The organism is Burkholderia sp. Ac-20345 (assembly GCF_017104825.1).
Classification (GTDB): Bacteria; Pseudomonadota; Gammaproteobacteria; order Burkholderiales; family Burkholderiaceae; genus Burkholderia; species Burkholderia lata_B.
In genome coordinates this window covers 35934-61543 of record NZ_JAAGPO010000047.1, presented here as the reverse complement: position 1 = coordinate 61543, position 25610 = coordinate 35934, and the positions used below count along the sequence as shown (strand labels likewise).

At 67.8% G+C, this 25610-nt stretch carries 24 protein-coding genes; 20 read left to right on the top strand and 4 right to left on the bottom strand.

The features are described 5' to 3' along the window. Positions 1-970 (top strand): thiamine pyrophosphate-dependent enzyme (locus G3O06_RS18760; protein WP_241020122.1); only part of this gene is annotated, 970 nt, incomplete at its 5' end. Between the two features lie 92 nt (positions 971-1062). Here the strand turns inward: G3O06_RS18760 and G3O06_RS18755 are convergent. After that, positions 1063-1719 carry a TetR family transcriptional regulator C-terminal domain-containing protein gene (locus tag G3O06_RS18755; protein ID WP_226212924.1) on the bottom strand — a complete coding sequence of 219 codons (657 nt, stop codon included), beginning with the start codon at positions 1717-1719 and terminating at the stop codon, positions 1063-1065. A gap of 238 nt (positions 1720-1957) precedes the next feature. Here G3O06_RS18755 and G3O06_RS18750 point away from each other — a divergent pair, with 238 nt between their 5' ends. The 13 genes from G3O06_RS18750 to G3O06_RS18690 all read left to right on the top strand — a co-directional run bounded on the left by G3O06_RS18750 (position 1958) and on the right by G3O06_RS18690 (position 15316). After that, positions 1958-2764, top strand: a complete 807-nt coding sequence (locus tag G3O06_RS18750; RefSeq protein WP_205817091.1) for an ATP-binding cassette domain-containing protein — start codon at positions 1958-1960, stop codon at positions 2762-2764. 74 nt (positions 2765-2838) lie between these two features. After that, positions 2839-3636 carry a transporter substrate-binding domain-containing protein gene (locus tag G3O06_RS18745; protein ID WP_174969298.1) on the top strand — a complete coding sequence of 266 codons (798 nt, stop codon included), beginning with the start codon at positions 2839-2841 and terminating at the stop codon, positions 3634-3636. A gap of 33 nt (positions 3637-3669) precedes the next feature. Then, positions 3670-4386 carry an ABC transporter permease subunit gene (locus tag G3O06_RS18740; RefSeq protein WP_175001521.1) on the top strand — a complete coding sequence of 239 codons (717 nt, stop codon included), beginning with the start codon at positions 3670-3672 and terminating at the stop codon, positions 4384-4386. Between the two features lie 49 nt (positions 4387-4435). After that, positions 4436-5131, top strand: coding sequence for an ABC transporter permease subunit (locus G3O06_RS18735; protein WP_174983821.1), 696 nt, complete (start codon positions 4436-4438; stop codon positions 5129-5131). 52 nt (positions 5132-5183) lie between these two features. Then, positions 5184-6377, top strand: a complete 1194-nt coding sequence (locus G3O06_RS18730; protein WP_205817090.1) for an aminotransferase class I/II-fold pyridoxal phosphate-dependent enzyme — start codon at positions 5184-5186, stop codon at positions 6375-6377. Between the two features lie 31 nt (positions 6378-6408). Next, positions 6409-7419: a succinylglutamate desuccinylase/aspartoacylase family protein gene (locus G3O06_RS18725; RefSeq protein ID WP_205817089.1), complete on the top strand. Its 1011-nt coding sequence runs from the start codon at positions 6409-6411 to the stop codon at positions 7417-7419. Positions 7420-7701: 282 nt separating this feature from the next. Next, positions 7702-8010: a DUF485 domain-containing protein gene (locus G3O06_RS18720; RefSeq protein ID WP_174910839.1), complete on the top strand. Its 309-nt coding sequence runs from the start codon at positions 7702-7704 to the stop codon at positions 8008-8010. Next, positions 8007-9737 (top strand): cation acetate symporter, encoded by a 1731-nt coding sequence (locus G3O06_RS18715; protein WP_174983816.1) that lies wholly within the window; start codon positions 8007-8009, stop codon positions 9735-9737. Before G3O06_RS18720 ends, G3O06_RS18715 begins: the two co-directional genes overlap by 4 nt. 460 nt (positions 9738-10197) lie before the next feature. Continuing rightward, on the top strand, positions 10198-12579 hold the full coding sequence (locus G3O06_RS18710) for an MCP four helix bundle domain-containing protein (protein WP_205817088.1): 2382 nt from the start codon (positions 10198-10200) through the stop codon (positions 12577-12579). Between the two features lie 22 nt (positions 12580-12601). Next, on the top strand, positions 12602-13330 hold the full coding sequence (locus G3O06_RS18705) for a methyl-accepting chemotaxis protein (protein ID WP_205817093.1): 729 nt from the start codon (positions 12602-12604) through the stop codon (positions 13328-13330). Then, positions 13327-13908 carry a hypothetical protein gene (locus tag G3O06_RS18700; RefSeq protein ID WP_205817087.1) on the top strand — a complete coding sequence of 194 codons (582 nt, stop codon included), beginning with the start codon at positions 13327-13329 and terminating at the stop codon, positions 13906-13908. The genes G3O06_RS18705 and G3O06_RS18700 overlap by 4 nt, the downstream gene beginning before the upstream one ends. Positions 13909-13950: 42 nt before the next feature. Further along, positions 13951-14910, top strand: a complete 960-nt coding sequence (locus G3O06_RS18695) for a chemotaxis protein CheX (RefSeq protein ID WP_174983811.1) — start codon at positions 13951-13953, stop codon at positions 14908-14910. 40 nt (positions 14911-14950) lie between these two features. Further along, positions 14951-15316: a response regulator gene (locus G3O06_RS18690; RefSeq protein WP_174910821.1), complete on the top strand. Its 366-nt coding sequence runs from the start codon at positions 14951-14953 to the stop codon at positions 15314-15316. Positions 15317-15355: 39 nt separating this feature from the next. Here the strand turns inward: G3O06_RS18690 and G3O06_RS18685 are convergent, their stop codons facing one another. After that, positions 15356-15886, bottom strand: a complete 531-nt coding sequence (locus tag G3O06_RS18685) for a DMT family transporter (RefSeq protein ID WP_205817086.1) — start codon at positions 15884-15886, stop codon at positions 15356-15358. A gap of 90 nt (positions 15887-15976) precedes the next feature. Here G3O06_RS18685 and G3O06_RS18680 point away from each other — a divergent pair, with 90 nt between their 5' ends. The 4 genes from G3O06_RS18680 to G3O06_RS18665 all read left to right on the top strand — a co-directional run bounded on the left by G3O06_RS18680 (position 15977) and on the right by G3O06_RS18665 (position 19009). Continuing rightward, entirely contained in the window at positions 15977-16882 is a 906-nt protein-coding gene (locus G3O06_RS18680) for a LysR family transcriptional regulator (RefSeq protein ID WP_205817085.1), read from the top strand. Between the two features lie 140 nt (positions 16883-17022). Then, positions 17023-17607 carry a hypothetical protein gene (locus G3O06_RS18675; protein ID WP_174910812.1) on the top strand — a complete coding sequence of 195 codons (585 nt, stop codon included), beginning with the start codon at positions 17023-17025 and terminating at the stop codon, positions 17605-17607. A 10-nt stretch (positions 17608-17617) separates the two neighbouring features. Continuing rightward, the gene (locus tag G3O06_RS18670) at positions 17618-18070 is read left to right on the top strand and encodes a DUF3592 domain-containing protein (RefSeq protein ID WP_174969310.1); all 453 of its coding nucleotides are present in this window, start codon (positions 17618-17620) and stop codon (positions 18068-18070) included. Positions 18071-18214: 144 nt separating this feature from the next. Next, positions 18215-19009 carry an enoyl-CoA hydratase gene (locus tag G3O06_RS18665; protein WP_205817084.1) on the top strand — a complete coding sequence of 265 codons (795 nt, stop codon included), beginning with the start codon at positions 18215-18217 and terminating at the stop codon, positions 19007-19009. A gap of 150 nt (positions 19010-19159) precedes the next feature. Here the strand turns inward: G3O06_RS18665 and alr are convergent, their stop codons facing one another. Next, positions 19160-20281: an alanine racemase gene (alr, locus tag G3O06_RS18660; protein WP_174969312.1), complete on the bottom strand. Its 1122-nt coding sequence runs from the start codon at positions 20279-20281 to the stop codon at positions 19160-19162. 301 nt (positions 20282-20582) lie between these two features. On the opposite strand from alr, the gene G3O06_RS18655 reads away from it, so the two are divergent. After that, positions 20583-20954, top strand: a complete 372-nt coding sequence (locus G3O06_RS18655; protein WP_011355561.1) for an MAPEG family protein — start codon at positions 20583-20585, stop codon at positions 20952-20954. Between the two features lie 27 nt (positions 20955-20981). Here the strand turns inward: G3O06_RS18655 and G3O06_RS18650 are convergent, their stop codons facing one another. Further along, the gene (locus tag G3O06_RS18650; RefSeq protein WP_174969313.1) at positions 20982-21944 is read right to left on the bottom strand and encodes a LysR family transcriptional regulator; all 963 of its coding nucleotides are present in this window, start codon (positions 21942-21944) and stop codon (positions 20982-20984) included. A gap of 119 nt (positions 21945-22063) precedes the next feature. On the opposite strand from G3O06_RS18650, the gene G3O06_RS18645 reads away from it, so the two are divergent. Continuing rightward, positions 22064-25603, top strand: coding sequence for an ABC transporter ATP-binding protein (locus G3O06_RS18645; RefSeq protein ID WP_205817083.1), 3540 nt, complete (start codon positions 22064-22066; stop codon positions 25601-25603). Positions 25604-25610: the final 7 nt, after the last annotated feature.

The following is a 25610-nucleotide window of genomic DNA, read 5'->3' as shown; positions in this document are numbered from 1 at the left end:
CGGCGGCGCGCTCGACGCGGCCGACGACGTGCGGTGGCTCGCCGAAGCGCTCGACGCACCGGTCGTGATGACGATCAACGGGCGCGGCGTGCTGCCGCCCGCGCACCCGCTCGGCATCGCGTGGTCGGCGTCGAGCGACGCGGTGCGCGCACTGATGCGCGACAGCGACCTGATCGTCGCGCTCGGCACCGAACTCGGGCCGACCGATTACGACCTGTACGCGACGCGCAGTTTCTCGATGCCCGCGCCGCTCGTGCGGATCGACATCGATCCGCAGCAACTGTGCCGCAATGCGGTGCCCGCGCTGCCTTTGCTGGGCGACGTCGGCGAAACCCTGCGCGCGCTGCGGCGCGTGTGGCCCGGCGATGCGCACGCCCACGCGGATCGCGGCGGCGTCGAACGCGCGGCGATGTGCCGTGCGACGGCGCGACAGGAACTGAACGACGAAATGCGGCGCGATCTCGCGCTGCTCGACGCCGTGCGCGACACGCTGCCCGATGCGGCGATCGTCGGGGATTCGACACGCATCGTCTACGCGGGCAACGTCGGCTTTGCGGCGTCGCGCCCGCGCAGCTGGTTCAACGCGTCGGTCGGGTTCGGCTCGCTCGGCTACGGGCTGCCGGCCGCCGTCGGCGCGAGCCTCGGCGATGCGTCGCGACCGGTGGTCTGCGTCGCCGGCGACGGCGGATTCCAGTACACGCTCGCGGAGCTAGGCACGGCGGTGCAGCATCGTGCCCGCGTGATCGTCGTGCTGCTGAACAACGGCGGATACGGGGAAATCAAGCGCGCGATGGTCGACGGCGGTGTCGAGCCGGTCGGCGTGGATCTGCATACGCCGGATTTCGTCGCGATCGCGCAGGCGTATGGATGGGGCGCGCAGCGAATCGAGGAGGGCGGGGCGCTGGCCGGCGCACTCGGTGAAGCAGCGGCGCACGATGCGCCGTATCTGATCGAGATCCGCGCGCACTGAGAACGCGACGGCCTCGCGATGCGAGGCCGTCGTGGGTGCCGCCGGATTGCCGGCGGCGATCGTGCGCGATGCTGCCGTCGTGGCGCGGCGTTCTACGCGCGCTTGCGGGCCGTTTTCGGCGGCGGCAGGAACGTATCGACGACGCGCAGGCAGCTCGTCAGCGCGTCTTCCGCGGTAAACGACGTCGGATCGCGCGCGAGTTCGAGCCAGAACCCGTCGATCACGGCCGTCAGCGTCAGCGCGGCGAGATCGCTGTCGACGGTTCCGCCGCGCACTTCCGCGATCTGGTCGAACAGTTTCTTCAACGCCTGCCGGTAGCCGGCATACAGCTCCTTGTGCGCCTTGCGGATCACCGGGTCGCTGTGCGCAACGCTCCAGAAGCCGAGCCATACCTTCACGTTCTTCGGCGCGAACACCGGCGCGGCGAAACACACCTTGATGATCGCGTCGAGCTTGTCCTCGGGGCCGGTCGCGTTCGCGGCGGCCGCGCGCGACACGTCGAGCAGGTCGGACGCGAGCCGCTTGTAGGTCTGCGCCATCAGCTCGTCTTTCGACTGGAAGTGATGGTTGATCAGCCCGCGCGATACCTTCGCTTCCGCGCAGATGCGGTCGATCGTGGTTTCCGAATAGCTGTAGCGCGCGATGCAGCGCATCGTCGCGTCGATGATCGATTGCTGCCGCACCGCGGGCGTTTCGCGGATACCGCGGCCGCGGGTCTGAACCGGTGCGCTGCCAGGAGTCTTTTTCACGGAGTGACCTTACGGAATCGTCATGGCACCGATTATAGGGGAGTGTCGGACGCTTGTTCAATTACACCTTCGAAAGCGGCGCGGAACCCGCGAAAACCCTTGCTCCCGGATTATTGAAATCTGTTGAACCACCGTTCAACAGCGCCTATACTCGACTCCGCATGAGGTTGGTCGGCCATTCAACAAGACGCCGCGATCCCGCACGGGACGGGCGTGAGAATTCGACACAGGAGACAGCATGTTGGCGCGGGTGGAGAGCGTGAAGGCGGCCGTCGAGGAACGCGTGCAGGTGATGGACCTGCACAAGCGGTTCGGCGAGCTGGAGGTGTTGAAGGGCGTGTCGCTGAGCGCGCGCGAAGGCGAAGTGATCTCGCTGATCGGCGCGAGCGGCTCGGGCAAGAGCACGCTGCTTCGCTGCGTCAACCTGCTGGAGACGCCGACCCGCGGACGCATCGTGGTCGATGGCGAGGAGATCGGCCTGAAGGTCGACCGCAAGGGCCGCACGGTGCCGACCGATCCGCGCCAGGTCGAGCGCATCCGCACACGGCTCGGCATGGTGTTCCAGAGCTTCAACCTGTGGGCGCACCGCACGGTGCTCGAGAACGTGATCGAGATGCCCGTGCACGTATTGCGCGAACCGCGCGCCGAAGCGATCGCGCGCGCCGAGCAGCTGCTCGAACGTGTCGGCCTCGCCGACAAGCGCAACGTCTATCCCGCGTTCCTGTCCGGCGGCCAGCAGCAGCGTGTCGCGATTGCGCGCGCGCTGGCGATGCGGCCCAAGGTGATGCTGTTCGACGAGCCGACCTCCGCGCTCGATCCCGAACGCGTCGGCGAAGTGCTGAAGGTGATTCGCGATCTCGCGTGCGAAGGCCGCACGATGATTCTCGTCACGCACGAGATGGCGTTCGCGCGCGACGTGTCGAACAAGGTGCTGTTCCTGCACGAGGGGCGCGTCGAGGAGAGCGGCACGCCGGCCGAGATCTTCGATGCGCCGCAGAGCGAACGCTGCCGCCAGTTCGTCAACGCACACCGGCAACGCCACTGAACCGCGGGGGCGACCCGCGCGTGCCCGCGCGGCCGGCTGCCCCGATCCCTATCTTTCCCGCAAGGAGTCCGACCATGAAACGTGTCGTACGCAGTCTGCTGTGCCTGTTGAGTCTCGTCCTCGCGGCGCTCGCGCCGTTCGGTTCCGCGCACGCGTCGTCGGGCGTGCTGCGCTTCGGGGTCGCCGCCGAGCCGTATCCGCCGTTCCTGATGAAGAGCCCGACGGGCCAGTGGAGCGGCTTCGAGGCCGACCTGATCCGCGCGCTGTGCGAGCAGATGAAGGCGAAGTGCGAGATCAAGGAAGTCGCGTGGGACGGCATCATCCCGGCGCTGCTCAGCGACAAGATCGACGTGATCTTCAACTCGATGTCGATCACGCCGGAGCGCCAGAAGGTGATCTCGTTCTCGCGGCCGTACTACGAGACGCCGGGCACCTTCGTCGGCGCGAAGAACCAGAAGCTCACGCTGACGCCGGACGGGCTGAAGGGCAAGGTGATCGGCGTGCAGGGTTCGACCGCGAACGCCGAGTTCATCAAGATGGCCTACGGCAAGAACGCGACGGTGCGCCTGTACAACACGCAGGACGACTGCAACGCCGACCTCGTCGCCGGCCGCATCGACACGATGTATCTCGACCAGCTCGGCATCCTCGATTTCCTGAAGTCGAAGGACGGCGCCACGTTCGAGCTGAAGGGCCCCGGCAGCGTGAAGATGGACCCGGCGATCTTCGGCTACGGTGTGGGCGCGGGGATGCGCAAGGCCGATGCACCGCTCAAGCAGCAGATGGACCAGGCGCTCGAGCAGCTGCATGCGTCGGGCAAGTACGCACAGATCGCGAAGAAGTACTTCCCGATCGACCTCTGGCCGCACTGATCGCACGGATACGCGCACGGACGAGGAGGCGGCATGGACGGTTGGGGATGGGTGAGCTACCTGGGCATGGACCCGGACGGCTGGGGCGTCGCGCTCCTGCAGGGCGCGGGCGTGACGCTCGAGATTTCGCTCGGCGCGTTCGTCGTCGGCATCGTGCTCGGGCTGCTGGGTGCGGCCGCGAAGCTGTCCGGCGTGCGCGTACTGGAGCGGCTCGCGCAGGGCTACACGACGCTGTGCCGCGCGGTGCCCGAGCTGCTGCTGATCCTGCTCCTCTATTACGCGGGCACCGACGCGATCAACCTGCTGATGACGGCGATCGGTGCCGGGCCGGTCGCGGTCAACGGCTTCGCGGCGGCGGTGATCGTGCTCGGCATCGTGCAGGGCGCGTATGCGGCCGAGATCATCCGCGGTGCGATCCTCGCGATCCCGTACGGGCAGATCGAGGCCGCGCGCGCGTTCGGCGCGCCGCCTGCACTAGTGTTCCGCCGCGTGACGCTGCCGGCGATGGCGCCGTACGCGCTGGCCGGCTTCACGAACCTGTGGCTGATCCTCGTGAAGGACAGTGCGCTGATCAGCGTGGTCGGCTACAGCGAGCTGCTCTACACCGCGAAGCAGGCGGCCGGGTCGACGCGCGAGTACATGCACTACTACCTGATGGTCGCGGCCGTGTACTTCGCGATCACGTCGCTGTCCGGCATGCTGTTTCGCGAGATCGAGCGGCGTTTCGGCCGGTGGATGCCGGCATCGTGAGCCGCGCCGGGTCTTCTCACGCATTTTCTGACCGAACCGGATCAACGTCATGGATCTGAGCGTACTGTCTTCCTACGGATCGCTGCTGCTGCTCGGCGTGCTGACCACTGTCAAGCTGCTCGTCATCTCGGCCGTGTTCGGCTTCGCGCTCGCGATCGTCGTCGCGTTCGCGCGGCTGTCGGGCAACCCGGTCGTCGCGCGCGTCAGCAAGGCCTTCACCGAAGTGATACGCGGCACGCCGCTGCTCGTGCAGATCTACCTGATCTACTATGGCCTCGGCTCGCTGTTCGCCGGCTGGCCCGCGCTGCGCGACAGCGTGCTGTGGCCGTTCCTGCGCGACGGCTTCTGGTATGTCGCGTTCGCGCTGGTGATCAGCGTCGGTGCGTATGTCGGCGAGGTGCTGCGCGCGGGCCTGCGCGGCGTACCGAAGGGCGAGATCGAGGCGGCGCGCGCGATGGGGATGCGCCCGTCGATGATCGCGCGGCGCGTGTGGCTGCCGCGCGCGATCCAGATCCTGCTGCCGACGCTCGCGGGCGAGACGGTGATGCTGCTGAAATCGACCGCGCTCGCGTCGACGGTCGCGGTGATGGACGTGCTCGGCGCCGCGAACTACATCCGCGCGCAGACGCTGCGGACCTACGAGCCGCTGCTGGCGATCGCCGTGATCTATGTCGTGCTCGCGTTCGTGATCGAACGCGCGTTCGGCCGGCTCGAGCGGCGTGTGCCGGTACGCATGCCGCGTTGAACGAACCCTTGAAGATGCGGCGGCCGCTCGGGCGCCGCGCGACGGAGAACGCATGAACTATTCGAAGCTGGTCGATCGCCTGCAGGGCAAGCGCACGACCGCGTGGGACATTCATTACGCGGCGCAGGCGGCCGTCGCGGCGGGCGAGCCGGCGATCATCCTGAGCGTCGGCGATCCCGACTTTTCGACGCCGGAGATCATCGTCGAACGCGCGGTAGCCGCGCTGCGCGGCGGTGACACCCACTACAGCGAAGTACGGGGCCGCGCCGAACTGCGTACGGCGATCGCGCGCGAGCATGCGAAGGCGTCCGGGCAGGCGGTCGGTGCCGAGCACGTGATCGTGACGGCCGGCGCGCAGAACGCGCTGTTCGCGATGGCGATGTGCCTGTGCGAGGCGGGCGACGAGGTGATCGTGCCGGAGCCGATGTACCTGACGTACGAAGCGAGCGTGCGCGCATCGGGCGCGACGCTCGTGCCGGTGCCGGTCGATGCGTCGCGCGGCTTTCATCTCGACTTCGACGCGCTCGAGGCAGCCGTGACGCCGCGCACGAAGGCGATCTTCTTCGCGACGCCGTGCAACCCGACCGGCGTCGTGCTGCCGCGCGCCGATCTCGAACGGATCGCGCGGCTCGCCTGCGAGCGCGATCTGTGGGTCGTGTCCGACGAGGTCTATGCGGAGCTGACGTTCGAGCGCGACCTGGTCAGCATCGCGTCGCTGCCGGGGATGGCCGAACGCACGGTGACGATCGGCAGCCTGTCGAAATCGCATGCGATGCCGGGCTGGCGGGTCGGCTGGGCGATCGGCCCGACCGAGCTGATCGAGCATGCGGAGCGGCTCGCGCTGTGCATGCTGTACGGGCTGCCGGGCTTCATCCAGCAGGCGGCCGTCACCGCGCTCGACAACAAGGCCGCGATCGTCGCGGACATGCGCGAGCTGTACCGGCGCCGCCGCGACCTGGCCTACGCGCGCCTGCGCGACGTGCCGGGGCTGCGTTGCCTGCTGCCGGAAGCCGGAATGTTCATGATGGTCGACGTGCGCGGCACGGGGCTCGACGCGCATGCATTCACGTGGGGATTGTTCCGCGCGAAGCAGGTTGCGCTGCTCGACGCGAGCGCGTTCGGCGATACCGCATCCGGCTTCGTGCGCTTCGGCTTCGTCGTCGACGATGCGAAGCTGGCCGACGCCTGCGAGCGCATTGCGGCATTCGTCGCGGGCCTCGGCTTGGATTCGCGCGCAGCGTCGTGATGGGCGAGTCGAACCGGAAGGAGGACGGACGATGATCGAGACGCTGACATGGCAGGTGCCCGGCGACGGCGGGCAGCCGCTCGCGATCCGCGCATGGCGGCTGTCGGGCGGCGACGGGCCGCGCGTGCACCTGCAGGCCGGCGTGCATGCGGACGAGATCGCCGGCATGCTCGTGCTGCACCGCTTGCTGCCGCAGCTGTACGCGGCGCACGATCGCGGCATGCTGCGCGGCACGGTGACGGTGGTGCCGCAGGCGAACCCGCTCGGGCTCGCGCAGTTCCGGCAAGGGCGGCTGCTCGGCCGCTTCCACGATGCGACGCAGCGCAATTTCAACCGGCATTTCCATGAATCGGCCGCGGCGCGCCGGCCTGCGACGACATTCGCCGCCTGGCAGCGCACGCTGTTCGACGCCGCGTGCAACGCCGATATCGTGCTCGACCTGCATACCGATTCCGATGCGCTGCCGTACCTGTACGTGCAGCGCGAAATGTGGCCGGCCGGCCGCGATCTCGCGGCGGCGCTCGGCGTCGACGTCGCGATTCTGTGGGACGAGGACGACGACGGCGCGTTCGAAGGCGCGATCGCCGCGCACTGGGCGCGCAACGGCGGCCTGCGCGAACGGCTCGTCGCGACCGTCGAGCTGCGCGGGCAATCCGACGTATCCGATGCACTCGCCGAGCGCGATGCCGAAGGCGTGCTGGCGTTCCTGCGCGGCCGTGGCGTGATCGCGGAGCCTGCCGGCGCGCATGACTGGCATGGCGAGGCCGTGCCGATCGCGCACATGGAGACGGTGCTCGCGCCGGTGTCGGGCGTGCTCGTGTACGAACGCGAACTCGGTGCGACGGTCGACGCGGGCGAGCGCATCGCACGGATCGTCGCGCATCCGGGCGTGCCCGGCAGCGAGCACGTGCTGGTCGCGCCGCAGGCCGGACGCATCGTCACGCGCAATCGCGAGCGGCTGGTCGCGCAGGGCGACGTCGCGCTGAAGCTGACGGGTTCGCGGCCGTCGGCGGGATGGTCGGGCGGCGCGCTCGATCCGTGATCGACGCTGCGCGCGACTATCCGCTTATTGAGAACTATCGAAATATTGCGTCCGGACTAACCCGCATCGCTGCGCCGAATTGACGTCGTCGTGACGGCGCGCGCCGCGCAGGGCCGCGTACACCCATCAAGCGTCTCCCTTGAGAGTGCGGCGCTACGCGCTGTACCGCTAGGGAAAACCATAGTGCCCGGGAGGCCGCGCTCGAAAGATCGAGTAAGCGCGCAGTCAGCTTCGCTCTTCAGAATCGCCACACTCATTCAAAAGCAAACCAGGAGACAGGCGATGCATGATGGGTTGGTGAAAAAAATCGAAGCGCATCCGAAGTATGCGCAACTCAAGCGACGGCGCAATACGCTCGGTGTCTTCCTGACCGTGCTGATGTTGATCGTGTACTACGGCTACATCGCACTGATCGCATTCGACAAGTCGTTCCTCGCGAAGCCCGTCAGCACCGGCGTGACGAGTGTCGGCGTACCGGTCGGCATGGCGGTGATCGTGTTTACCGTCGTCATCACCGGCATCTACGTGCGTCGCGCGAACAACGAATACGATCAACTGACGCAGGACATCCTGCAGGACGTCGCCCAATGAAGAAGACACTTTCGATGACGCTGGTCGCGCTGCTGGCAGCGGGCGCGTGCGGCGTGGCCATCGCGGGCGGCGGCGATGTCGGTCAGACCGCCAAGCAGGCGACCAACACCACGGCCATCGTCCTGTTCGCGCTGTTCGTGGCAGGGACGCTGTGGATCACCAAGTGGGCGGCGTCCCGCACGCGTTCCGCCGCGGATTTCTATACCGCCGGCGGCGGCATTACCGGGTTCCAGAACGGCCTGGCGATCTCGGGCGACTACATGTCGGCGGCATCCTTCCTCGGCATTTCCGCTGCAGTGATGACGTCGGGTTACGACGGCCTGATCTACTCGATCGGCTTTCTGGTCGGCTGGCCGGTCATCACGTTCCTGATGGCCGAGCGGCTGCGCAACCTCGGCAAGTTCACCTTCGCCGACGTCGCGGGCTATCGCTTCGAACAGGGGCCGATCCGCAGTTTCGCCGCGGTCGGCACGCTGGTGGTGGTGGCGTTCTACCTGATCGCGCAGATGGTCGGCGCGGGGCAGCTCATCAAGCTGCTGTTCGGTCTCGACTACTGGATGGCCGTCGTCATCGTCGGCGCGCTGATGATGGTCTACGTGCTGTTCGGCGGCATGACCGCCACCACCTGGGTGCAGATCATCAAGGCGTGCATGTTGCTCGCGGGCGTGACGTTCATGGCGATCATGGTGCTCGCGCAGTACGGCTTCAGCCCGGAGGCGCTGTTCGCCCATGCCGTGGAAGTCAAGACCGCGATCGCCGCGAATGCCGGCAAGTCGCCGGACGACGCCACGCGGATCGGGCTGTCGGTGATGTCGCCGGGCGGGTTCATCAAGGATCCGATCTCGGCCATCTCGTTCGGCATGGCGCTGATGTTCGGCACCGCCGGCCTGCCGCACATCCTGATGCGCTTCTTCACGGTGCCGGATGCGAAGGAAGCACGTAAATCCGTGTTCTGGGCAACCACGTGGATCGGCTATTTCTACGTGCTGATCTTCATCATCGGTTTCGGTGCGATCACGCTGGTGCTGACCAATCCGGAACTGGCCGACGTGGCCAAGGGCGTGATCAAGGGCGGTGCGGGCACGGCCAACATGGCCGCGGTGCTGGTGGCCAAGACGGTGGGCGGCGACGTGTTCTACGGCTTCATCTCGGCCGTGGCCTTCGCGACGATTCTGGCGGTGGTCGCCGGGCTCACGCTGTCGGGCGCGTCCGCGGTGTCCCACGACCTCTACGCGACCGTCTTCAAGAACGGCAAGGCGAACAGTGCCGACGAGCTGAAGGTGTCTCGCATCACGACGCTGGTGCTCGGCGTGATCGCCGTACTGCTGGGCATCGCGTTCGAGAAGCAGAACGTCGCGTTCATGGTGTCGCTGGCATTTGCCGTGGCAGCCTCGGCCAATTTCCCGGTGCTGTTCCTGTCGATGATGTGGAAGGGCTGCACCACGCGTGGCGCGGTCATCGGCGGATTCCTGGGGCTGGTCTCGTCGGTGGGGCTGACCATCGTGTCGCCGTCGGTGTGGGAGGCGACGCTCGGTTATCCGAAGGGTTCGGCGTGGTTCCCGTACACGTCGCCCGCGTTGTTCTCGATGACGATCGGCTTCGTGGGTGTGTGGCTGTTCTCGGTGCTCGACACGAGCCTGCGCGCGAAGGCGGAGAAGGGCGCGTTCGCCGCGCAGCAGGTGCGTTCGGAAACGGGGCTGGGGGCGACTCGCGCCAGCAGCCACTGACCGGTAGCCGGTCACGCCCGCTCCTGGGGCAACGATGCGATGCGCTGTATCGTCGCTCGTCGGCCCCAGGGCGGGCGGTATCGTTTTCATCCGTCCGTCGAATCACTCGACTGCAATAAAAAATCGCGAATTCGACCGAATTCGCGGATAATCCGCAAACGTTTTACGAAAGCCCGATTTCGGTTAATTCCCGGATCAAATAATTAAAAAACAAATATCCGGATCCCGAATTTTCCGGCCGCGCAGGGTCGCCGTTCGAAGCCATGAGGCAGAAGGTTAACGGCAGATTCCGGCAATACTTTAGGGTTCTTTCGTCGCAATTATTCATTGCATTTTTATCAATGAACGATTGATTTCCGGTCATCGGATCGTCATGCGCCATCCCCGATAATTCGGCGCTCACATTCTTTCAATAGACCAAACGGCGGTCGAATCCGGATCGCTGCGGGGAGCTGTACTCATGACCATCCGTCATCGCATTACGCTGCTAGTCGTCCTGACGTTCTTCGCGCTGTCCGCGATCGGCATCTATGCCGTGTACCAGACACGCAAGAGCGCGTCCGAGGTGCGTCAGGTCACCCAGGGAATCGTGCCGAGCGCGCTCGCGTCGGCGGATCTCGTCGCCGATGTGAAGAACATCCAGATCGCGACGATGACGCTCGTCTACGCGCCCGACGCGAATACCGCCGCGCAGGCGCGCGACGAGCTGAAGGCGAAGCAGGCCGCGCTGCGCGCCGCACTCGACGTGCAGGCGAAGTCGGCGGTCGGCCAGGCGCAGGTCGGGCTCGTCTCGCAGGCGAAGGACAGCGCCACGAACTATTTCGCGGCGATCGACGATACCGTCAAGATGAAGGCCGACGGCAAGCCCGAGATGGCTCAGGCGTACCTGTTCGCGAACGTCGCGCAGTATCGCGACGAACTCGAGAGCATCGTCGACACGCTGCGCGTCGAGAAGAACCGCCAGAAGGACGACGCGATCAGCGCGCTGAACGGGATGCTCTCGACGACGGCAACCGCTATCGCGGGCGTCGCCGGTACGGTGATCGTGCTGCTGACCGCGCTCGGCCTGCTGCTGTATCGCCAGATCACGCGCCCGCTGATCGGGATGCAGACGGCGATGAGCGAGATCGCGACGAGCCAGGATTTCACGCGCCGCGTGCCGGTGGGCCGGATGGACGAAATCGGCCATTCGATCGTCGCGTTCAACGGGATGATCGAGAAGATCCAGGAGAACTCGGCGCAGCTCAAGCAGAAGACGGCCGACATCCAGGCGATGCTGCAGAACATGCAGCAGGGGATCCTGACCGTCGTCGAAGGCGGCGTCGTGCATGCGGAGTATTCGGCGTACCTCGAAACCATCTTCGAGACGAACGACATCGCGGGCCGCGACCTGATGGCGCTCGTGTTCGACGACTCGAACATCGGGTCCGACGCTCGCTCGCAGGTCGATGCGGCCGTGCACGCGTGCCTCGGCGAAGACAGCATGAACTTCGAGTTCAACGAGCACCTGCTGGTGAACGAAGTTGCGAAGCGGATGCCGGACGGCCGCGACAAGTGGCTCGACCTGAGCTGGTCGGCGATCACCGACGAGACCGACACGGTCGTGCGCCTGATGCTGTGCGTGCGCGACGTGACCGAGATTCGCGAGCTGACCGCGCAGGCGGGCGAGCAGCAGCGCCGCCTCGAGATGATCGGCGAGATTTTGTCGATCAGCCAGGACAAGTTCCACGACTTCGTGCACAGCGCGAAGGGCTTCCTCAGCGAGAACGAGCGGATGATCCGCCAGCACGAGCGCGCCGATCACTCGATCGTCGCGGCGCTGTTCCGCAACATGCACACGATCAAGGGCAATGCGCGCACGTACAGCCTGCAGCACCTGACGAACATCGTCCACGAAGCGGAGCAGGCGTACGACTCGCTGCGTCGCGCGGACGGCGGCCCCGAGTGGAACCGCGACGCGCTGATGGACGACCTGGCGCGTGTGCGCGACGCGGTCGAGCACTACGCGACGATCAACGCGGTCACGCTCGGCCGCAGCGGCGAAGCGGTGCAGGGCGCCGACTTCCTGATGGTCGAACGCGCGCACATCAGCGAGAGCCTGCGCGTGCTCGACGGCGCCGATCCGGCGAACGCGGCCGACTGGCACGCGGCACGCGACGCCGTGCGCCGCATGCTGAGCCAGCTCGGCACGCAAGGCATCGGCGATGCGCTCGGCGGCGTGATCGAGTCGCTGCCGTCGCTTGCGGCCGAACTCGGCAAGCCGGCACCGGTCGTGCATATCGACAGCCACGGCCACCGCGTGCGCAGCGAAATCGCCGCGACGCTGAAGAACGTGTTCATGCACCTGCTGCGCAATTCGATGGACCACGGGATCGAATCGTCCGACGAGCGGCGCTCGGCCGGCAAGGCGGCATCCGGCACGATCGACATCGCGGTCGGCGTGGGCGGCGGCGAGCTGTGGTTCGTGCTGAGCGACGACGGCCGCGGCCTCGCGCTCGACCGGATTCGCGGCATTGCGCGCGAGCGCGGCTGGATCGATGCCGACCACGACGCGGCGCTGTCCGACGATGAGGTGGCCGAGCTGATCTTCCGGCCGGGCTTCTCGACTGCGAGTGCCGTGACCGAAGTGTCGGGGCGCGGCGTCGGCATGGACGCGGTGCGCAACTTCCTGAAGCGCGACGGCGGCGACATCGCGCTGCGCTTCACCGACGATCGCGTCGGCGCGTCGTATCGCGCGTTCGAGACGATCGTGTCGTTGCCGGCCCGTTTCGCGGCGGACGGTGCTGCCCAGGGCGTCGTGCACGAGCGTGCGCGCAGTGCGGATATCGGCGCGGCGGAGTGACGACGTGATCGGGCAGGCGTGGATGATCCAGATGGCCGCCGCACTGGCGGGTGGTGCCGTCGTCGCAATCGTGGCGGCGGTCGTGTTTCGCGTGGCGCGCAAGCGGCTCGTCGCGGCACTTGAACGCGATACGGAACAGTTGCGCGGCGCGCTCGACGCAGCCGATGCGCGCGTCGCCGATGCGGCGTCGGCGCACGCGGAGGCGGCCGACGCATGGGCGCACCGCGAGGCGCAGCTCGAGGATGCGCTGGCGCGTGAGACATCCGCCGCCGGCACGCAGCGCGACGCGATGCAGGCGCTGTCGGCCGATCGAACGGCGCTCGCGCAGCACGCAATGAAGATCGCCGACGAAGCCGCGCGTCTGCGCGGGCTCGCCGGCACCTTCGAGCGCTGGCACGAGCAGATGATCTCGCTGACCACGCAGAACCAGGACATGCGCACGAAGAACCAGGAGCTGTCGGCGATCGTAGCGCACGTGTCGATCGTGTCTCTGAACGCGTCGATCGAGGCCGCGCGTGCGGGCACGGCCGGGCGCGGCTTCTCGATCGTCGCGAGCGAGGTGCGCGGGCTGGCCGCGCGCTCGCAGCAGCTGTCGAACAGCTATCGCGACAGCCTGAACCGCAACGATCTCGTGACGGCCGCGACGTTCCAGGACATCCAGGCCGGCGGCAAGATGATCACGGCCGCGCTCGCGACCGTCGAGACGCTGGCCGGGCAACTGCACGCGCGGATCGAAGGAGGCGCGGCGTGATCAGCGCGCAGGCGAAAGCCGGCTTCGAGCGAATTTTCTTCGATGCGGCGCGCACGCGGCTCGCATCTGGTGGCGCGTGCGACATCCGGCCGTCGGCCAGCCCTGCACACGACGGGCGCGATCACGCGCACGCGAAGTCGCGCACGAAGCCGAAAGTGCCCGAGCATGTCGCGGTGCTGACGATCTCGGCGCTGCATTTCCGCCTGCTGCTCGCGCTGCGCTTCAGCGACGACGAAGCGACGCGCCGCCATTTCGCCGGCGCGACGGCGGGCACGAGCAGCCAGCGGCCGCTGCCCGAAGCGTTCATGGAAGTCGCGAACCTGTGCTGCGGCGCGATCAACCAGGCGCTGACCGTACCGTTTCCGGACCTGGGGATGTCGACGCCTTATCTGCTGAGCGGATCGAGCATCGATTACCTGCCCGCGCTTGCGCCCGATCACGTGGCCGCCTACGACCTGACGCTCGATGGCGACGTGCGGGTCGGTGCGACGTTGTGCGTGTGCACGAACGCGCCGGTCGATTTCCATGTGCCGGATACGGCCGTGATGGAAACCGGCGGCGAGCTCGAACTGTTCTGACTGAACCCGACCGACCCGGATCGACCATTAGGAACCCTTGAGATGACCCTGGACAAACCCGTCAGCAAGGTGCTCGTGCTCGACGACAGCCGCGCACACGCCGACGCGATCAAGCGTTTCTGCGATGAGCACAACCTGATCGGCCTGACCGTGCGGCGCAACCGGCTGCTGAAGATACTGCGCTCGAACATCGACCTCGGCGCCATCCTGCTGGCCGAGGACTACGGCGGCTCGCCGGCCGAGAGCGCGATCATCGCGACGCAGATCGATGCGCTGCGCCCCGAGCTGCCGATCATCCTGCGCCGCGAGTCTCTCGCATCGCGCGACGGGCTGCCGGAGGCGCTCGCGCGTGTCGCATGCGCGGCCTACGTCGCGGACGACATGACGCCGCTCAAGCGTGCGATCGACGAATACCTGTTCGGCCACGACTACCCGAACGCGCTCGTGCGCGGCATCTCGGAGATCACCGAGGCGCGCATCGACAGCCTGTTCCCGGGCATGACGATCGAGCACGAAACGCCGTGCATCGTGCGCGATCAGATCATCTTCGGCGAAGTGTTCAGCCTGATCGCGCTCGAAAGCGCATGGTGCCGCGGCTACATGCTGCTGCAGACGAGCGAGCAGCCGCTGCTCGACATGCTCGGCGGCACGCGCGACCCCGGCCGCGCGCCGGATTTCCGCGACGTGAACAGCGTGCTCGGCGAGCTGACCAACCTCGTGTGGGGCGCGTTCAAGAACCGCTATCTCGGCGATGCCGAGGCACTGGCGCGCCATCCGGTGCAGGTGCCGCTCGTCGTCAATCACAAGCAGAAGTTCATCTCGTTCGGCGGCGATTGCCCGCAACTCTGCTTCAAGTACCGGATGACCGACCCGGCATCGGGGCGCTCCGTCTGCCTCGACCAGCGCTTCGTGTTCAGCCTGAGCTGGTCGCCGGAGGATTTCCGCGAATCGGTGCAGGACGTGGGCCCGATGGTCGAATCGGGTGAACTCGAACTGTTTTGAATATTGAAGTCAGCAACAAGGAAAGGAAGGGGAATACGACATGGCAAAGATTCTGGTGGTCGACGATTCGGGCACGGTGCGCGACGAAGTCGCGGGCTTCCTGCGCAATAACGGGCTCGACGTCGCGACGGCCGTCGACGGCAAGGACGGGCTCGCGAAGCTCAAGGCAACGCCCGGCGTGCGCCTCGTGATCAGCGACGTGAACATGCCGAACATGGACGGCCTGACGATGGTCGAGAAGATCCGCGGCGAACTGGCGAACTCGACGGTCAACGTCGTGATGCTGACGACCGAGAGCAGCCCGGCGATGAAGGAGCGCGGCAAGGCCGCCGGCGTGAAGGGCTGGATCGTGAAGCCGTTCAAGGGCGACGCGGTGCTCGACGCGCTGAAGAAGCTCGCAGGCTGACGCACACGGGCGGCAGCGCACCCGCTGCCGCCCGCGCATTCAGCGTTGCGGTTCGGGTTGCGCGGCCGCCGCGCCGCCGGTTGCGGCCGGCACGCATGGCGCGGGCGTCTGCCATTGCACGACGATCATTCCCGCGAAGATCAGCGCGACGCCCGCGATGCGGCCGGGTGTCGCGAGCCGCTGCGCGAGCCCCATCAGCCCGTAGTGGTCGATCAGCAGCGACGCGAGCGTTTGCCCGGCCACGACGCAGACGATGAAGGTCGTCGCGCCGAGCCGCGGCGTCAGGATCAGCGCGAGCGTGATGTAGATCACGCCCGCGAGGCCGCCGAGCCACATCCACAGCGGGCGCTGCAGCGCGTCGCCGACGAGCGGCGCGTTCGCACGGGTGGCAAGCAGCACGGGCAGTACCGCGAGCAGGCTGACCGTCAGCGACGCGACGCTCGCCCAAAGCGGGTGGCCGAGCGCGCGCCCGAGCGCGGCATTGCTGCCGCCTTGCAGCGGCACGAGCGCGCCGGCGACGAACGCCGCGACGGCGAGCGGAAGGGTGGCGAAGGAAAGGGAAGTCGTCATCTTGGTCGGCCGTGAAAGGATATTGAAATGATTGTTATCCATTAAGATGGCGAATGGAAATTCGTTCTTCGGATGCGTCATATTCCTTTCATGAATAATCTGGCCCGCGTCGACCTGAACCTGCTCGTGACGCTTCACGCGCTGCTCAGCGAAAAACACATCTCGCGTACCGCCGTCCGGCTGCACCGCAGCCAGCCGGCCGTGAGCCATGCGCTCGCGCGGCTGCGCGAAATATTTGGTGATCCGTTACTCGTGCGGCGCGCGGGCCGGCTCGAACTGACCGCGCGCGCGAACGAACTGGTCGAACCGCTGAACGACGTCCTCGGCCGGCTCGGTGCGCTGATCGAGCCGCCGGCGTTCGATCCGTCTGCCGCCACGCGCGTGTTTCGCATCGCGATGTCCGACTACGGCGCGCGGATCGTGCTGCCGGCGCTCGTGAAGACGCTGCGCGCCGACGCGCCGGGCATCGAGCTGATCGTGTCGCAGGCCACCCGCGAGGCGATGCGGATGCAACTGATGGACGGCGAGGTCGATCTCGCGCTCGGCGTGCTGCCCGCGTTGCAACGCGACCTGCACGCGCAACCGCTGTTCGTCGAATCGTTCGCGTGCGTGACCGATGCAAGCCGCCTGCCGCGCCGTGGCGAACTCACACTCGACGCATGGCTCGCGCGACCGCATGCGCTGGTCGCGATGCGTGACGGGATGGACAACGAAGTCGATCGCGCGCTCGCGCGGCTAAGACGCGAGCGGCACATCGCGGTGATCCTGCCGTTCTGGGGTGTTGCGAACGACCTGATCGCCGGCACCGATCTCGTGCTGACCGTCGCGCGCCGCAACCTCGACCGCGTGCGCGACGACGCGCGGCTGCGCGTGTTCAAGCCGCCGTTCCCGATCGATTCGTTCGAATTCGCGCAGCACTGGCACGCGCGCCGGCACGGCGATGCCGCGCACATCTGGCTGCGGCAGACGATCGCGCGCGTCGCGAGCGGCGGGTAGCCGTGCGGTGCGGGCGGCCGCGCGTGCAATTTACAGCGTGTCGCGATGTCCGTATCCTGCCGGATGCCGAGGGCGGCGTGCCTGCGCGATCAGCGCGGCACGCCCGGCATCCAGAACAATCAGGAACGGAACACCTTCCCATGACAATCAAGATCGATCGGGCAGCGCTCGTGCGCGGTGCATGCGTGGCGCTGATGGCTGCGCTGGCAGGCGGATGTGCGAGCACCGGGCAGCAGCAGGCACAACAGGCCGCCGTCAGCAGCGGTTCGTCGTATACGTGCAATCCCGTGCAGGCCGACGGACAGGTGACGGCCGGAACGGGCGCCAACGGGTGCTATTTCGTGCTGCACGATCCCGCGACGAAGCAGCCGCTGCCGAACACGCGCTATGCGTTCGCGCTTTACACGAGCGCGGCCCAGGACAACCGGGAACTCGAAGTCGAAGGCACGACCGACGCGCAGGGGCGCACGGCCTACGTGCGTTCCGCCGCACCGATCGATGCGGCGCGCATGGTGCTCGTCCGCACGATCGGCGCCGGCCCGACGGGGCGCATCCCCGTGCTGGTCCGGCCGCAGGACGGCAAGCGCATTCCGTTCGCGCAGTACAAGGTCACCGGCTGCAACGGCCCGTACGAAGGCGTGACCGACGAAACGGGGCGCGGTGTGATGTATCGCTGCAAGACGCAGTCGAAGATCGACGTGTCGTTCTATCAGTCGCGTCCTTGAGGTGGGCGGGATGGTGTCCGAATCCGGCCGCACCGCCGCGCAGCAGACGGAAACGCTGATCGCGAAGGGCGTCGTTTTTACCCTCGTGGGCACGTGCCTGCTGATCGGCGCCGCGCTGTATGCGCAGTCGACGCGCGAATTCCTGCGGACGTCGGTCGTCGTGCCGGGGCGCGTCATCAAGTTGAACGCGGGCCCGCATCATCCGGAGATCGCGTTCACGACGCTCGCGGGCGAGCACGTCGAATACCCGCAGGGCGGCGAGGTCAGCGTGCAGGATGGTGAGACGGTCGAGGTGCGCTACGCACCCGACGCCCCCCATATGACTGCGCGGATGAATACGTTCGGTGCGATCTGGGGCGGGGTACTGATCTACGGCGGGATGGGCGTCGTCTTTTTCCTGGGCGGCGCCGGTCAACTGCGCTCGGGCGTGCGCGCATGGCGCAGCGGGCGCAGGCGCGCGTGACCGTGTGAGCCTGCTGCGCCACGACTGGACGTCGCACCGAATGTGGAGGAGCATTTCATCACCACGGTGCCGTGAACGTGCGCGCATCATCGCCGCGCGATCGCGCCGCATCGAATCCTGCCGAACCCCATCGAGCGGAACATCATGGAATCCGATCAAGAGACTGCCGAGCCGATCCTGTTGCGCGACGCGCACGACGGTGTCGTCACGCTGCGGCTGAACCGCCCGCAGCAGTTCAACGCATTGTCCGAGGCGATGCTTGCGAGCCTGCACGACGCGTTCGATACGCTTGCTGCCGATCCGCACGTGCGCTGCGTCGTGCTGGCCGCCGAAGGCAAGGCGTTCTGCGCGGGCCACGACCTGCGGCAGATGCGCAGCAAGCCCGAGCTCGATTACTACCGTACGCTGTTCGCGCAGTGCAGCCGTGTGATGCTCGCGATGCGTGCGTTGCCGGTGCCGGTGATCGCCCGCGTGCACGGCATCGCGACGGCCGCCGGCTGCCAGCTCGTCGCCGCGTGCGATCTGGCAATCGCGGCCGATACCGCGCGCTTCGCGGTATCGGGCATCAACGTCGGGCTGTTCTGTTCGACGCCGGCCGTTGCGTTGAGCCGCAACGTCACGACGAAGCGCGCATTCGACATGCTCGTGACCGGGCGTTTCGTCGATGCGGCGACGGCCGCCGCGTGGGGGCTCGTCAACGAGGCCGTGCCCGAGGACGCGCTCGATGCGGCCGTCGCCCGCAAGGTCGCGGAGATCGTCGCGAAGAGCCCGGCCGCGGTGCGGTACGGCAAGCAGATGTTTTACCGCCAGCGCGAGTTGCCGCTCGACGAAGCCTATGCGTATGCGGGCGACGTGATGGCGCGCAACATGATGGAAGAGGACGCGGGCGAAGGGATCGACGCGTTCCTCGAGAAGCGCAAGCCCACGTGGCGTTCGTAGTGCCTTGCTGAAGGGGTGCGTTGAACGAAGCGGAAGGGCCGTCACCCCCGCTTTTCGCTCGCACGGAAAAGCAAACGGGCCGCCCGAGGCGACCCGTAACCGAAGTAGCACGCACGGCGACGCAACGGCGCGCCGCCGTATCGACGCCGGTCAGCGCCCGTAGCTACCGGTCCGCAGCGCCGGCTGTTCGCTCGACACACCGGGCGGCACGATCACGACCGGCACGCGGCGCGCGAGTGCGCACATCAGCTCGTAGCCGATCGTGCCGCTGGCTTCCGCCACGTCATCCACCTTCACCTGGTCGCCCCACAGCTCGACACTCGATCCGATACCCGCGTTCGGGCACGGCGTCAGGTCGACGGTCAGCATGTCCATCGACACGCGGCCGACGACGCGCGTCATCACGCCGTCCACAGCGATCGGCGTGCCGGTCGGTGCGTGGCGCGGATAGCCGTCCGCATAGCCGCACGCGACGACGCCGATCCGCATCGGCCGGTCGGCCGTGAAGCGGCGGCCGTAGCCGACGGTTTCTTCCGGCGACAGCGTCTGCACGCCGATGATCTTGCTCGTCAGCGTCATCGCGGCCATCAGCGGCGTATCGGCGATATCCCGCGACGCACCCGTCGGCGATGCGCCATACAGGATCGTGCCGGGCCGCACCCAGTCGCGGTGCGCGCGCGGATGCCACAGCACGGCTGCCGAGTTCGACGTCGAGCGCTCGCCCGGAATCCCCGCGGTAGTCGCATCGAACTGGTCGAGCTGCCAGTCGACTTCGCCTTCGTCGGCGTTCGCGAAATGCATCATCAGCGTGATCTTGCCGATCGACGGCGCGCTGGCCGCGCGCTCCCACGCGGCACGGAAAGCGGCGGGGCGGTAGCCGAGCCGGTTCATCCCGGAATTCATCTTGAGCTGGATGTCGATCGGCTGCTGCGGCTTTGCCGCGATCAGCAGGTCGAGCTGCTCGTCGCAGTGCACGGCCACCGTCAGGCGGTGACGATCGGCGAGCTCGACGTCGGCCGGCTCGAAGATCCCTTCGAGCAGCAGCACGGGCTTGTCCCAGCCGAGCTCGCGCACGCGCACGGCTTCGTCGAGATCGAGCAGCGCGATGCCGTCGGCGGCCGCGAGGCCCGGGTAGATCCGCTCGATGCCGTGGCCGTACGCATCGGCCTTGACCACGCCCCACACGCGCGATTGCGCGGCGGTGCGGCGGATGAAGTCGAGGTTGTGGCGGACGGCGTCAGGGCGGATATGGGCGACGATGGGACGGGGCATGGCGATGTCTCGGATCGGATGTCGTTTGGCGCGCGCGGCGGCGCGGGTTCGGCAGTCTGGCGCGGCAACGCGCCGGGCCAGTGTTGAACGCTATCTTATTGGTGTTCGACCAGTTTTAATTAACGTTTTTGTCGATGATTTGGTGGAAATTTTGGTGTCGAACCAGGCTCGTCGCGGCTGCCGGCGAGTCGCGTTGCCGAGTCTCCCGTCTAGAAAACCGGTGCGCGAACAGCCCGGCGCAATGCTAAGCTCTCGGCGATCTTGTCATTGATCAATGTAATCATAAAGGAGGAGACTTTTGATGACGACGTCCCAGCTGTGCCTGTTCATCGTGGCGCTGTTGCCGTTCCCGATGACGTTTCTCGCGAAGGCCCGCAAGGGCTACGACAACCGCGCGCCGCGCGACTACCTGGCGAAGCTCGAAGGCTGGCGCGCCCGCGCGCAGGCCGCGCACCAGAATGCGTGGGAAGCGCTCGCGCTGTTCACGGCCGCGCTGGTGGTGGCGTGGCACAACGGCGCGAACGTGCATCGCGTCGACCAGCTTGCGATGGCGTTCGTCGCGATTCGCATCGTCTATATGCTGATGTACCTGCTGAACTGGGCGTCGCTGCGTTCGCTCGTGTGGTTTGGCGGGATGGCGTGCGTGGTCGCGCTGTTCTTCGCCGCGCCGTAAGCGGCGCATGCGGGCGAGGCCGGCGTGTTACTTGCCGGTCGCGCGGTCCGTGCCGTGCAGGCGGCTGTCGTTGGATGCGGGCGCAACGATCGGGCCCGCGACCGGCGCCGCTTCCGCTTCTGTTTCGCGGCGCAGGAACGCGATCAATGGATCGAGCAGGCGGTGCCGCGTCGACGGATTGCGGCGCAGCACGAAGCGCCACGATGCGGCGCGCTCGAGGCCCGGCCGCAACGGCACGAGGCGCCCGCTGCGCAGCTCGGGCTCGATCAGCGGCGCGCGGCCGAGCGCGATGCCCGCGCCGCCGACCGCCGCGCCGATTACCTGGCTGAAACTGCTGTAGCGGACGATCTTCGTCTCGAAGTCGTCCGGCAGGCCGAAATCCGTGGACCAGTTGCGCCAGTCGATCTCGGGGCTGTTCTCGTGCATTTCCTGAAGCAGCCGGGAGCGGCACACGTTCACGGACGCATACGGATGCAGTTCGGGGCTGCATACCGGGAACACCGTCTCCCGCACCAGCACGTCGTCGTCGGCCCGCAGCCGGTGCGCGGGCACGTGCACGATCGCGAGATCGACGCCGCTGCGCGCGAAATCCGGTTCGTCGTCGAGCACGACGGCATGCAAGGGCGTATCGGGATGCAGCGACGAGAATTCCGCGAGGCGGCGTGCGAGCCACATCGCCGAAAACGGCGCGTTGGCAGAGACGGTGAGCCGTTGTGCGGTGCCGCGAATCTCGGCGCAGGCGTCGGTGAGCCGCGACAGCGCATCGCTGACAGCCGGCAGCAGACGCGCGCCGGCCGGCGTGACGCTGATGCCGCCGAGCCCCGTGCTGCGTTCGAGCAGCCGCGCGCCGAGCGATTCCTCGAGCGCGCGGATCTGGTGACTGATCGCGCTGGTCGACACGTTCAGCTCGACCGCCGCGCGCGCGAACCCGCCGAGGCGGACGGCCGCCTCGAAAGCTCGCAATGCGCTGAGGGGAGGGAGGTGCGACATGCGGGGTATTGTAGTTGACTCAACACCCGTTGAAAAATCATCTTTTGCCGCGCGCGGGACGCGCGGGTAGCCTCGATCCGGTCAAGAAAAAACATCATCAGACACTACCGGAGGGCTTCATGTATTTCGACCGACGACTATGGGCAATGATGGCGGGACTGCGCTGGCGGGTGGCCGCGGCCGTCGCGCTCGGGCTGCTCGCGATGGGTGTCGGGATCCTGCGCTTCGTCTTTCTCGGCCGCGTGCTGGCGCTGGTCTTTTCCGGCGCGCCGGCGCGCAGCATCGGCGAAGCCGTCGTTGCAACGGCAGCTTGCGTACTGTTGCGCGCGTGGCTCGATCATCGCCGCACGGTGCTCGCGCAGCACACGGCCGGGCGCGTGCAGGCCACGCTGCGCGCGCGGCTGTTCGACCGGATCGCGGCGCTCGGCCCCGCCTGGTTCAGCGGCGAACGCACGGGCGGCGTGATGCTGGCCGTCGTCGACGGCGTCGAGCAACTGCAGACCTTTTTCGGCACCTACCTGCCGCAGCTCGTGATTGCCGCCTGCGCGCCGGTGATGATCTTCGCGGTGCTCGCGTGGTGGGACGTGCCGACGGCCGCGATCCTGCTGGTCGCGGCGCTCGTCACGCTCGCGCTGCCGCAGTTCGTGCATCGTGCCGACAAGCGCGCGGCGCTTGCGCGCTCCGCAGCGTTCAAGGCATTCGGCGAGGAATTTCTCGATGCGGTGCAAGGGCTGCCGACGCTGAAGGCGTTCGGGCAAAGCACGGCATTCGGCGCGAAGCTGGCCGCGAAGGCGCGCGCGCTGTCCGACAGCACGTTCTGGGTGCTTGCGCTCGGCCTGCTGACGCGGCTCTTCACCGATCTCGGCACCGGTCTCGGTGCGGCCGCCGCGATCGCGGTCGGCGCGTGGCGCGTGCGGCATGGCGACATGAGCCTCGAGGCGCTGCTGATCGTGCTGATGGCCGGCAGCGAAATCTTCCGGCCGCTGCGCGACCTGCGTTCCGTCTTGCATCAGGGGATGATCGGCCAGTCGGCGGCGAATGCGATCCACGCGCTGCTCGATGCGGACAGCCAAGCGCCTTCCACCGACGCACCGCGCGTCACGGGCCTGCGGCCGGAGATTGCGTTCGACGCCGTCAGCTTCGCGTATCCGGGGCGCCGTGCGGACGCGCATGCGGCACTGAGCTTCTCGGTGCGCGAAGGCGAGACGGTGGCGATCGTCGGGCCGAGCGGCGCGGGCAAGTCGACCATCGTGCGCCTGCTGCTGCGCCAGCACGATGCGCAGGGCGGTGCGATCCGCATCGGCGGCCACGACGTGCGCACGCTCGATGCCGGCCAGGTGCGCGAGATGATCGCGGTCGTCGCGCAGGATGCGACGCTGTTCGACGGCAGCGTGGTCGACAACCTGCGGCTCGGCCGTCCCGACGCGAGCGACGCGGACATGATCGCCGCTGCGCGCGCCGCCAACGCGCACGATTTCATCTCGGCGCTGCCCGACGGCTACGCGACGCGCATCGGCGAACGCGGGCTCATGCTGTCGGGCGGCCAGCGCCAGCGACTCGCGATTGCCCGCGCGCTGCTGCGCGATGCGCCGATCCTGCTGCTCGACGAGGCGCTGTCGTCGGTCGACGCGGAGAACGAAGCGCTGATCCAGCAGGCGCTCGACCGGCTCACGCGCGGACGGACCACGCTCGTGCTCGCGCACCGGCTGTCCAGCGTGATCGGTGCCGACCGCATCCTGGTGCTCGACCAGGGGCAGGTGGTCGACGAGGGCACGCACGCGGCGCTGATCGCGCGCGATGGCCCGTATCGCCGGCTGATGGGGCCGCAACTGGAAGCGGTTGCCGAATCGGTCGGCACGGCAGCGACGGCCGGCGCGACCGCGCGCGCGTCGTCGGGTCCGCAGGTGCGGCCGCTGAACGACGATGCGGCGGAGATCGGCTGGCCGGAAACCCTGCAGACGCTACTGCGCTTCGTGCGTCCGTGGACGGGCAAGGTCGTGCTGACGGTGCTGTTCGGGATCGGCCGCGTGCTCGCGTTCATCGGCGTCGGCGTGATCGGCGCGCTGGTGGTCGGTGCGGTACCGGGCGGTCATGTGAGCCCGACGCTCGTCACCGCGCTGCTCGTGATTGCACCGGTGGCGGCCGTGCTGCACTGGCTCGAATCGTGGCTCGCGCACGACATGGCGTACCGGCTGCTCGCGGAAATGCGCATCGCGCTGTTCGCGACGCTCGAACGCCTTGCGCCGGCCGGACTGCTGCGCCGCCGTTCCGGCGATCTCGTGTCGCTCGCGACGCAGGACGTCGAGACCGTCGAGTATTTCTATGCGCACACGCTGGCGCCCGCGTTCGTCGCGGTGCTCGTGCCGGCCGCCGTGCTGGTGCTGCTCGCGTCGGTCGCGTGGCCGCTTGCGCTCGTGCTGCTGCCGTTCCTGTTGTGGGCCGGGCTCGCACCGGTGCTGGCGCGGCGCGATGTCGACCGGCTCGGCACCGGCGCGCGCGAAGCGCTCGGCCAGCTCGGCGCACACCTGACCGAAACGATCCAGGGGCTCGCGGAGCTGACCGCGTTCCAGGCGGTCGCGCGCCGGCGTGCAGCGTTCGTGGCCGAAGTCGATGCGTACCGGAAGCAACGCGCGAAGCTGCTCGACGACCTGTCGGCGCAGAGCGCCGCGCTGGAAATCGCGAGCGGGCTCGGCGGGCTGGTGGTTGCGGCGCTCGGCGCGCTGCTGTGCGCGCGCGGCTGGTTTCCGCGCGAGTTGTTGCCGCTGCTGGTGCTGGTGGCAGTGGCCGCTTTCATGCCGGTGGCCGAAATCGGCCAGGTCGCGCGTCAGCTCGCCGACACGATCGCGTCGACGCGCCGCTTGCGCGCGCTGGAGAAGGAGCCGGTGCCGGTGACGGACGGCACGCACGCGATGCCTGCCGATCCGGCGGTGCGTTTCGAGGCCGCGTCCTTCACGTATCCGGGCCGCAGCGTGCCCGCGATCGACCGCGTGAGCTTCGAGGTGCCGCCCGGCAGCACGGTCGCGCTGGTCGGTGCGTCGGGTGCCGGCAAGTCGACGGTCGCGAGCCTGCTGCTGCGTTTCTGGGATCCGCAGCAGGGCCGCGTGACGCTCGGCGGCGTCGACCTGCGCGACCTGCGCCTCGACGACCTGCGGCAGCACATCGCGCTGGTTGCGCAGGATACCTACCTGTTCAACGACACGCTCGAAGCGAACATCCGGCTCGCCGCGAACGATGCGTCCGACGCGGACGTGCGGCGCGCGATCGACCATGCGGCGCTCGGCGACTTCGTCGCGCGGCTGCCGGACGGGCTCGCGACACGCGTCGGCGAGCGCGGCGTGCAGCTGTCGGGCGGCCAGCGCCAGCGTGTCGCGATTGCGCGCGCGTTCCTGAAGGATGCGCCGGTGCTGATCCTCGACGAAGCGACGTCCCATCTGGACACGATCAGCGAGCAGCAGATCCGCGCGGCGCTGGAAGACCTGATGACGCAGCGCACGTCGATCATCATCGCGCACCGGCTGTCGACCGTGCGCAATGCGGACCTGATCCTCGTGATGGAGCACGGCGGCGTGATCGAGGCCGGGCGGCATGCGGACCTGATCGCGCGGCAGGGCGCGTATGCGCGGCTCGTGTCGCATCAGGCGAGCGGGGTGGCAGCGTAAGCGATGC

What these genes read in the sequence shown, in the direction of transcription:
- alr (WP_174969312.1), bottom strand. Translation starts at nt 20,281, where the DNA reads ATGCCCCGTCCCATCGTCGCCCATATCCGCCCTGACGCCGTCCGCCAC.
- G3O06_RS18715 (WP_174983816.1), top strand. Translation starts at nt 8,007, where the DNA reads ATGAAGAAGACACTTTCGATGACGCTGGTCGCGCTGCTGGCAGCGGGC.
- G3O06_RS18745 (WP_174969298.1), top strand. Translation starts at nt 2,839, where the DNA reads ATGAAACGTGTCGTACGCAGTCTGCTGTGCCTGTTGAGTCTCGTCCTC.
- G3O06_RS18695 (WP_174983811.1), top strand. Translation starts at nt 13,951, where the DNA reads ATGACCCTGGACAAACCCGTCAGCAAGGTGCTCGTGCTCGACGACAGC.
- G3O06_RS18710 (WP_205817088.1), top strand. Translation starts at nt 10,198, where the DNA reads ATGACCATCCGTCATCGCATTACGCTGCTAGTCGTCCTGACGTTCTTC.
- G3O06_RS18750 (WP_205817091.1), top strand. Translation starts at nt 1,958, where the DNA reads ATGTTGGCGCGGGTGGAGAGCGTGAAGGCGGCCGTCGAGGAACGCGTG.
- G3O06_RS18655 (WP_011355561.1), top strand. Translation starts at nt 20,583, where the DNA reads ATGACGACGTCCCAGCTGTGCCTGTTCATCGTGGCGCTGTTGCCGTTC.
- G3O06_RS18645 (WP_205817083.1), top strand. Translation starts at nt 22,064, where the DNA reads ATGTATTTCGACCGACGACTATGGGCAATGATGGCGGGACTGCGCTGG.
- G3O06_RS18650 (WP_174969313.1), bottom strand. Translation starts at nt 21,944, where the DNA reads ATGTCGCACCTCCCTCCCCTCAGCGCATTGCGAGCTTTCGAGGCGGCC.
- G3O06_RS18725 (WP_205817089.1), top strand. Translation starts at nt 6,409, where the DNA reads ATGATCGAGACGCTGACATGGCAGGTGCCCGGCGACGGCGGGCAGCCG.
- G3O06_RS18735 (WP_174983821.1), top strand. Translation starts at nt 4,436, where the DNA reads ATGGATCTGAGCGTACTGTCTTCCTACGGATCGCTGCTGCTGCTCGGC.
- G3O06_RS18720 (WP_174910839.1), top strand. Translation starts at nt 7,702, where the DNA reads ATGCATGATGGGTTGGTGAAAAAAATCGAAGCGCATCCGAAGTATGCG.
- G3O06_RS18680 (WP_205817085.1), top strand. Translation starts at nt 15,977, where the DNA reads ATGAATAATCTGGCCCGCGTCGACCTGAACCTGCTCGTGACGCTTCAC.
- G3O06_RS18665 (WP_205817084.1), top strand. Translation starts at nt 18,215, where the DNA reads ATGGAATCCGATCAAGAGACTGCCGAGCCGATCCTGTTGCGCGACGCG.
- G3O06_RS18690 (WP_174910821.1), top strand. Translation starts at nt 14,951, where the DNA reads ATGGCAAAGATTCTGGTGGTCGACGATTCGGGCACGGTGCGCGACGAA.
- G3O06_RS18705 (WP_205817093.1), top strand. Translation starts at nt 12,602, where the DNA reads ATGATCCAGATGGCCGCCGCACTGGCGGGTGGTGCCGTCGTCGCAATC.
- G3O06_RS18730 (WP_205817090.1), top strand. Translation starts at nt 5,184, where the DNA reads ATGAACTATTCGAAGCTGGTCGATCGCCTGCAGGGCAAGCGCACGACC.
- G3O06_RS18740 (WP_175001521.1), top strand. Translation starts at nt 3,670, where the DNA reads ATGGACGGTTGGGGATGGGTGAGCTACCTGGGCATGGACCCGGACGGC.
- G3O06_RS18685 (WP_205817086.1), bottom strand. Translation starts at nt 15,886, where the DNA reads ATGACGACTTCCCTTTCCTTCGCCACCCTTCCGCTCGCCGTCGCGGCG.
- G3O06_RS18675 (WP_174910812.1), top strand. Translation starts at nt 17,023, where the DNA reads ATGACAATCAAGATCGATCGGGCAGCGCTCGTGCGCGGTGCATGCGTG.
- G3O06_RS18670 (WP_174969310.1), top strand. Translation starts at nt 17,618, where the DNA reads ATGGTGTCCGAATCCGGCCGCACCGCCGCGCAGCAGACGGAAACGCTG.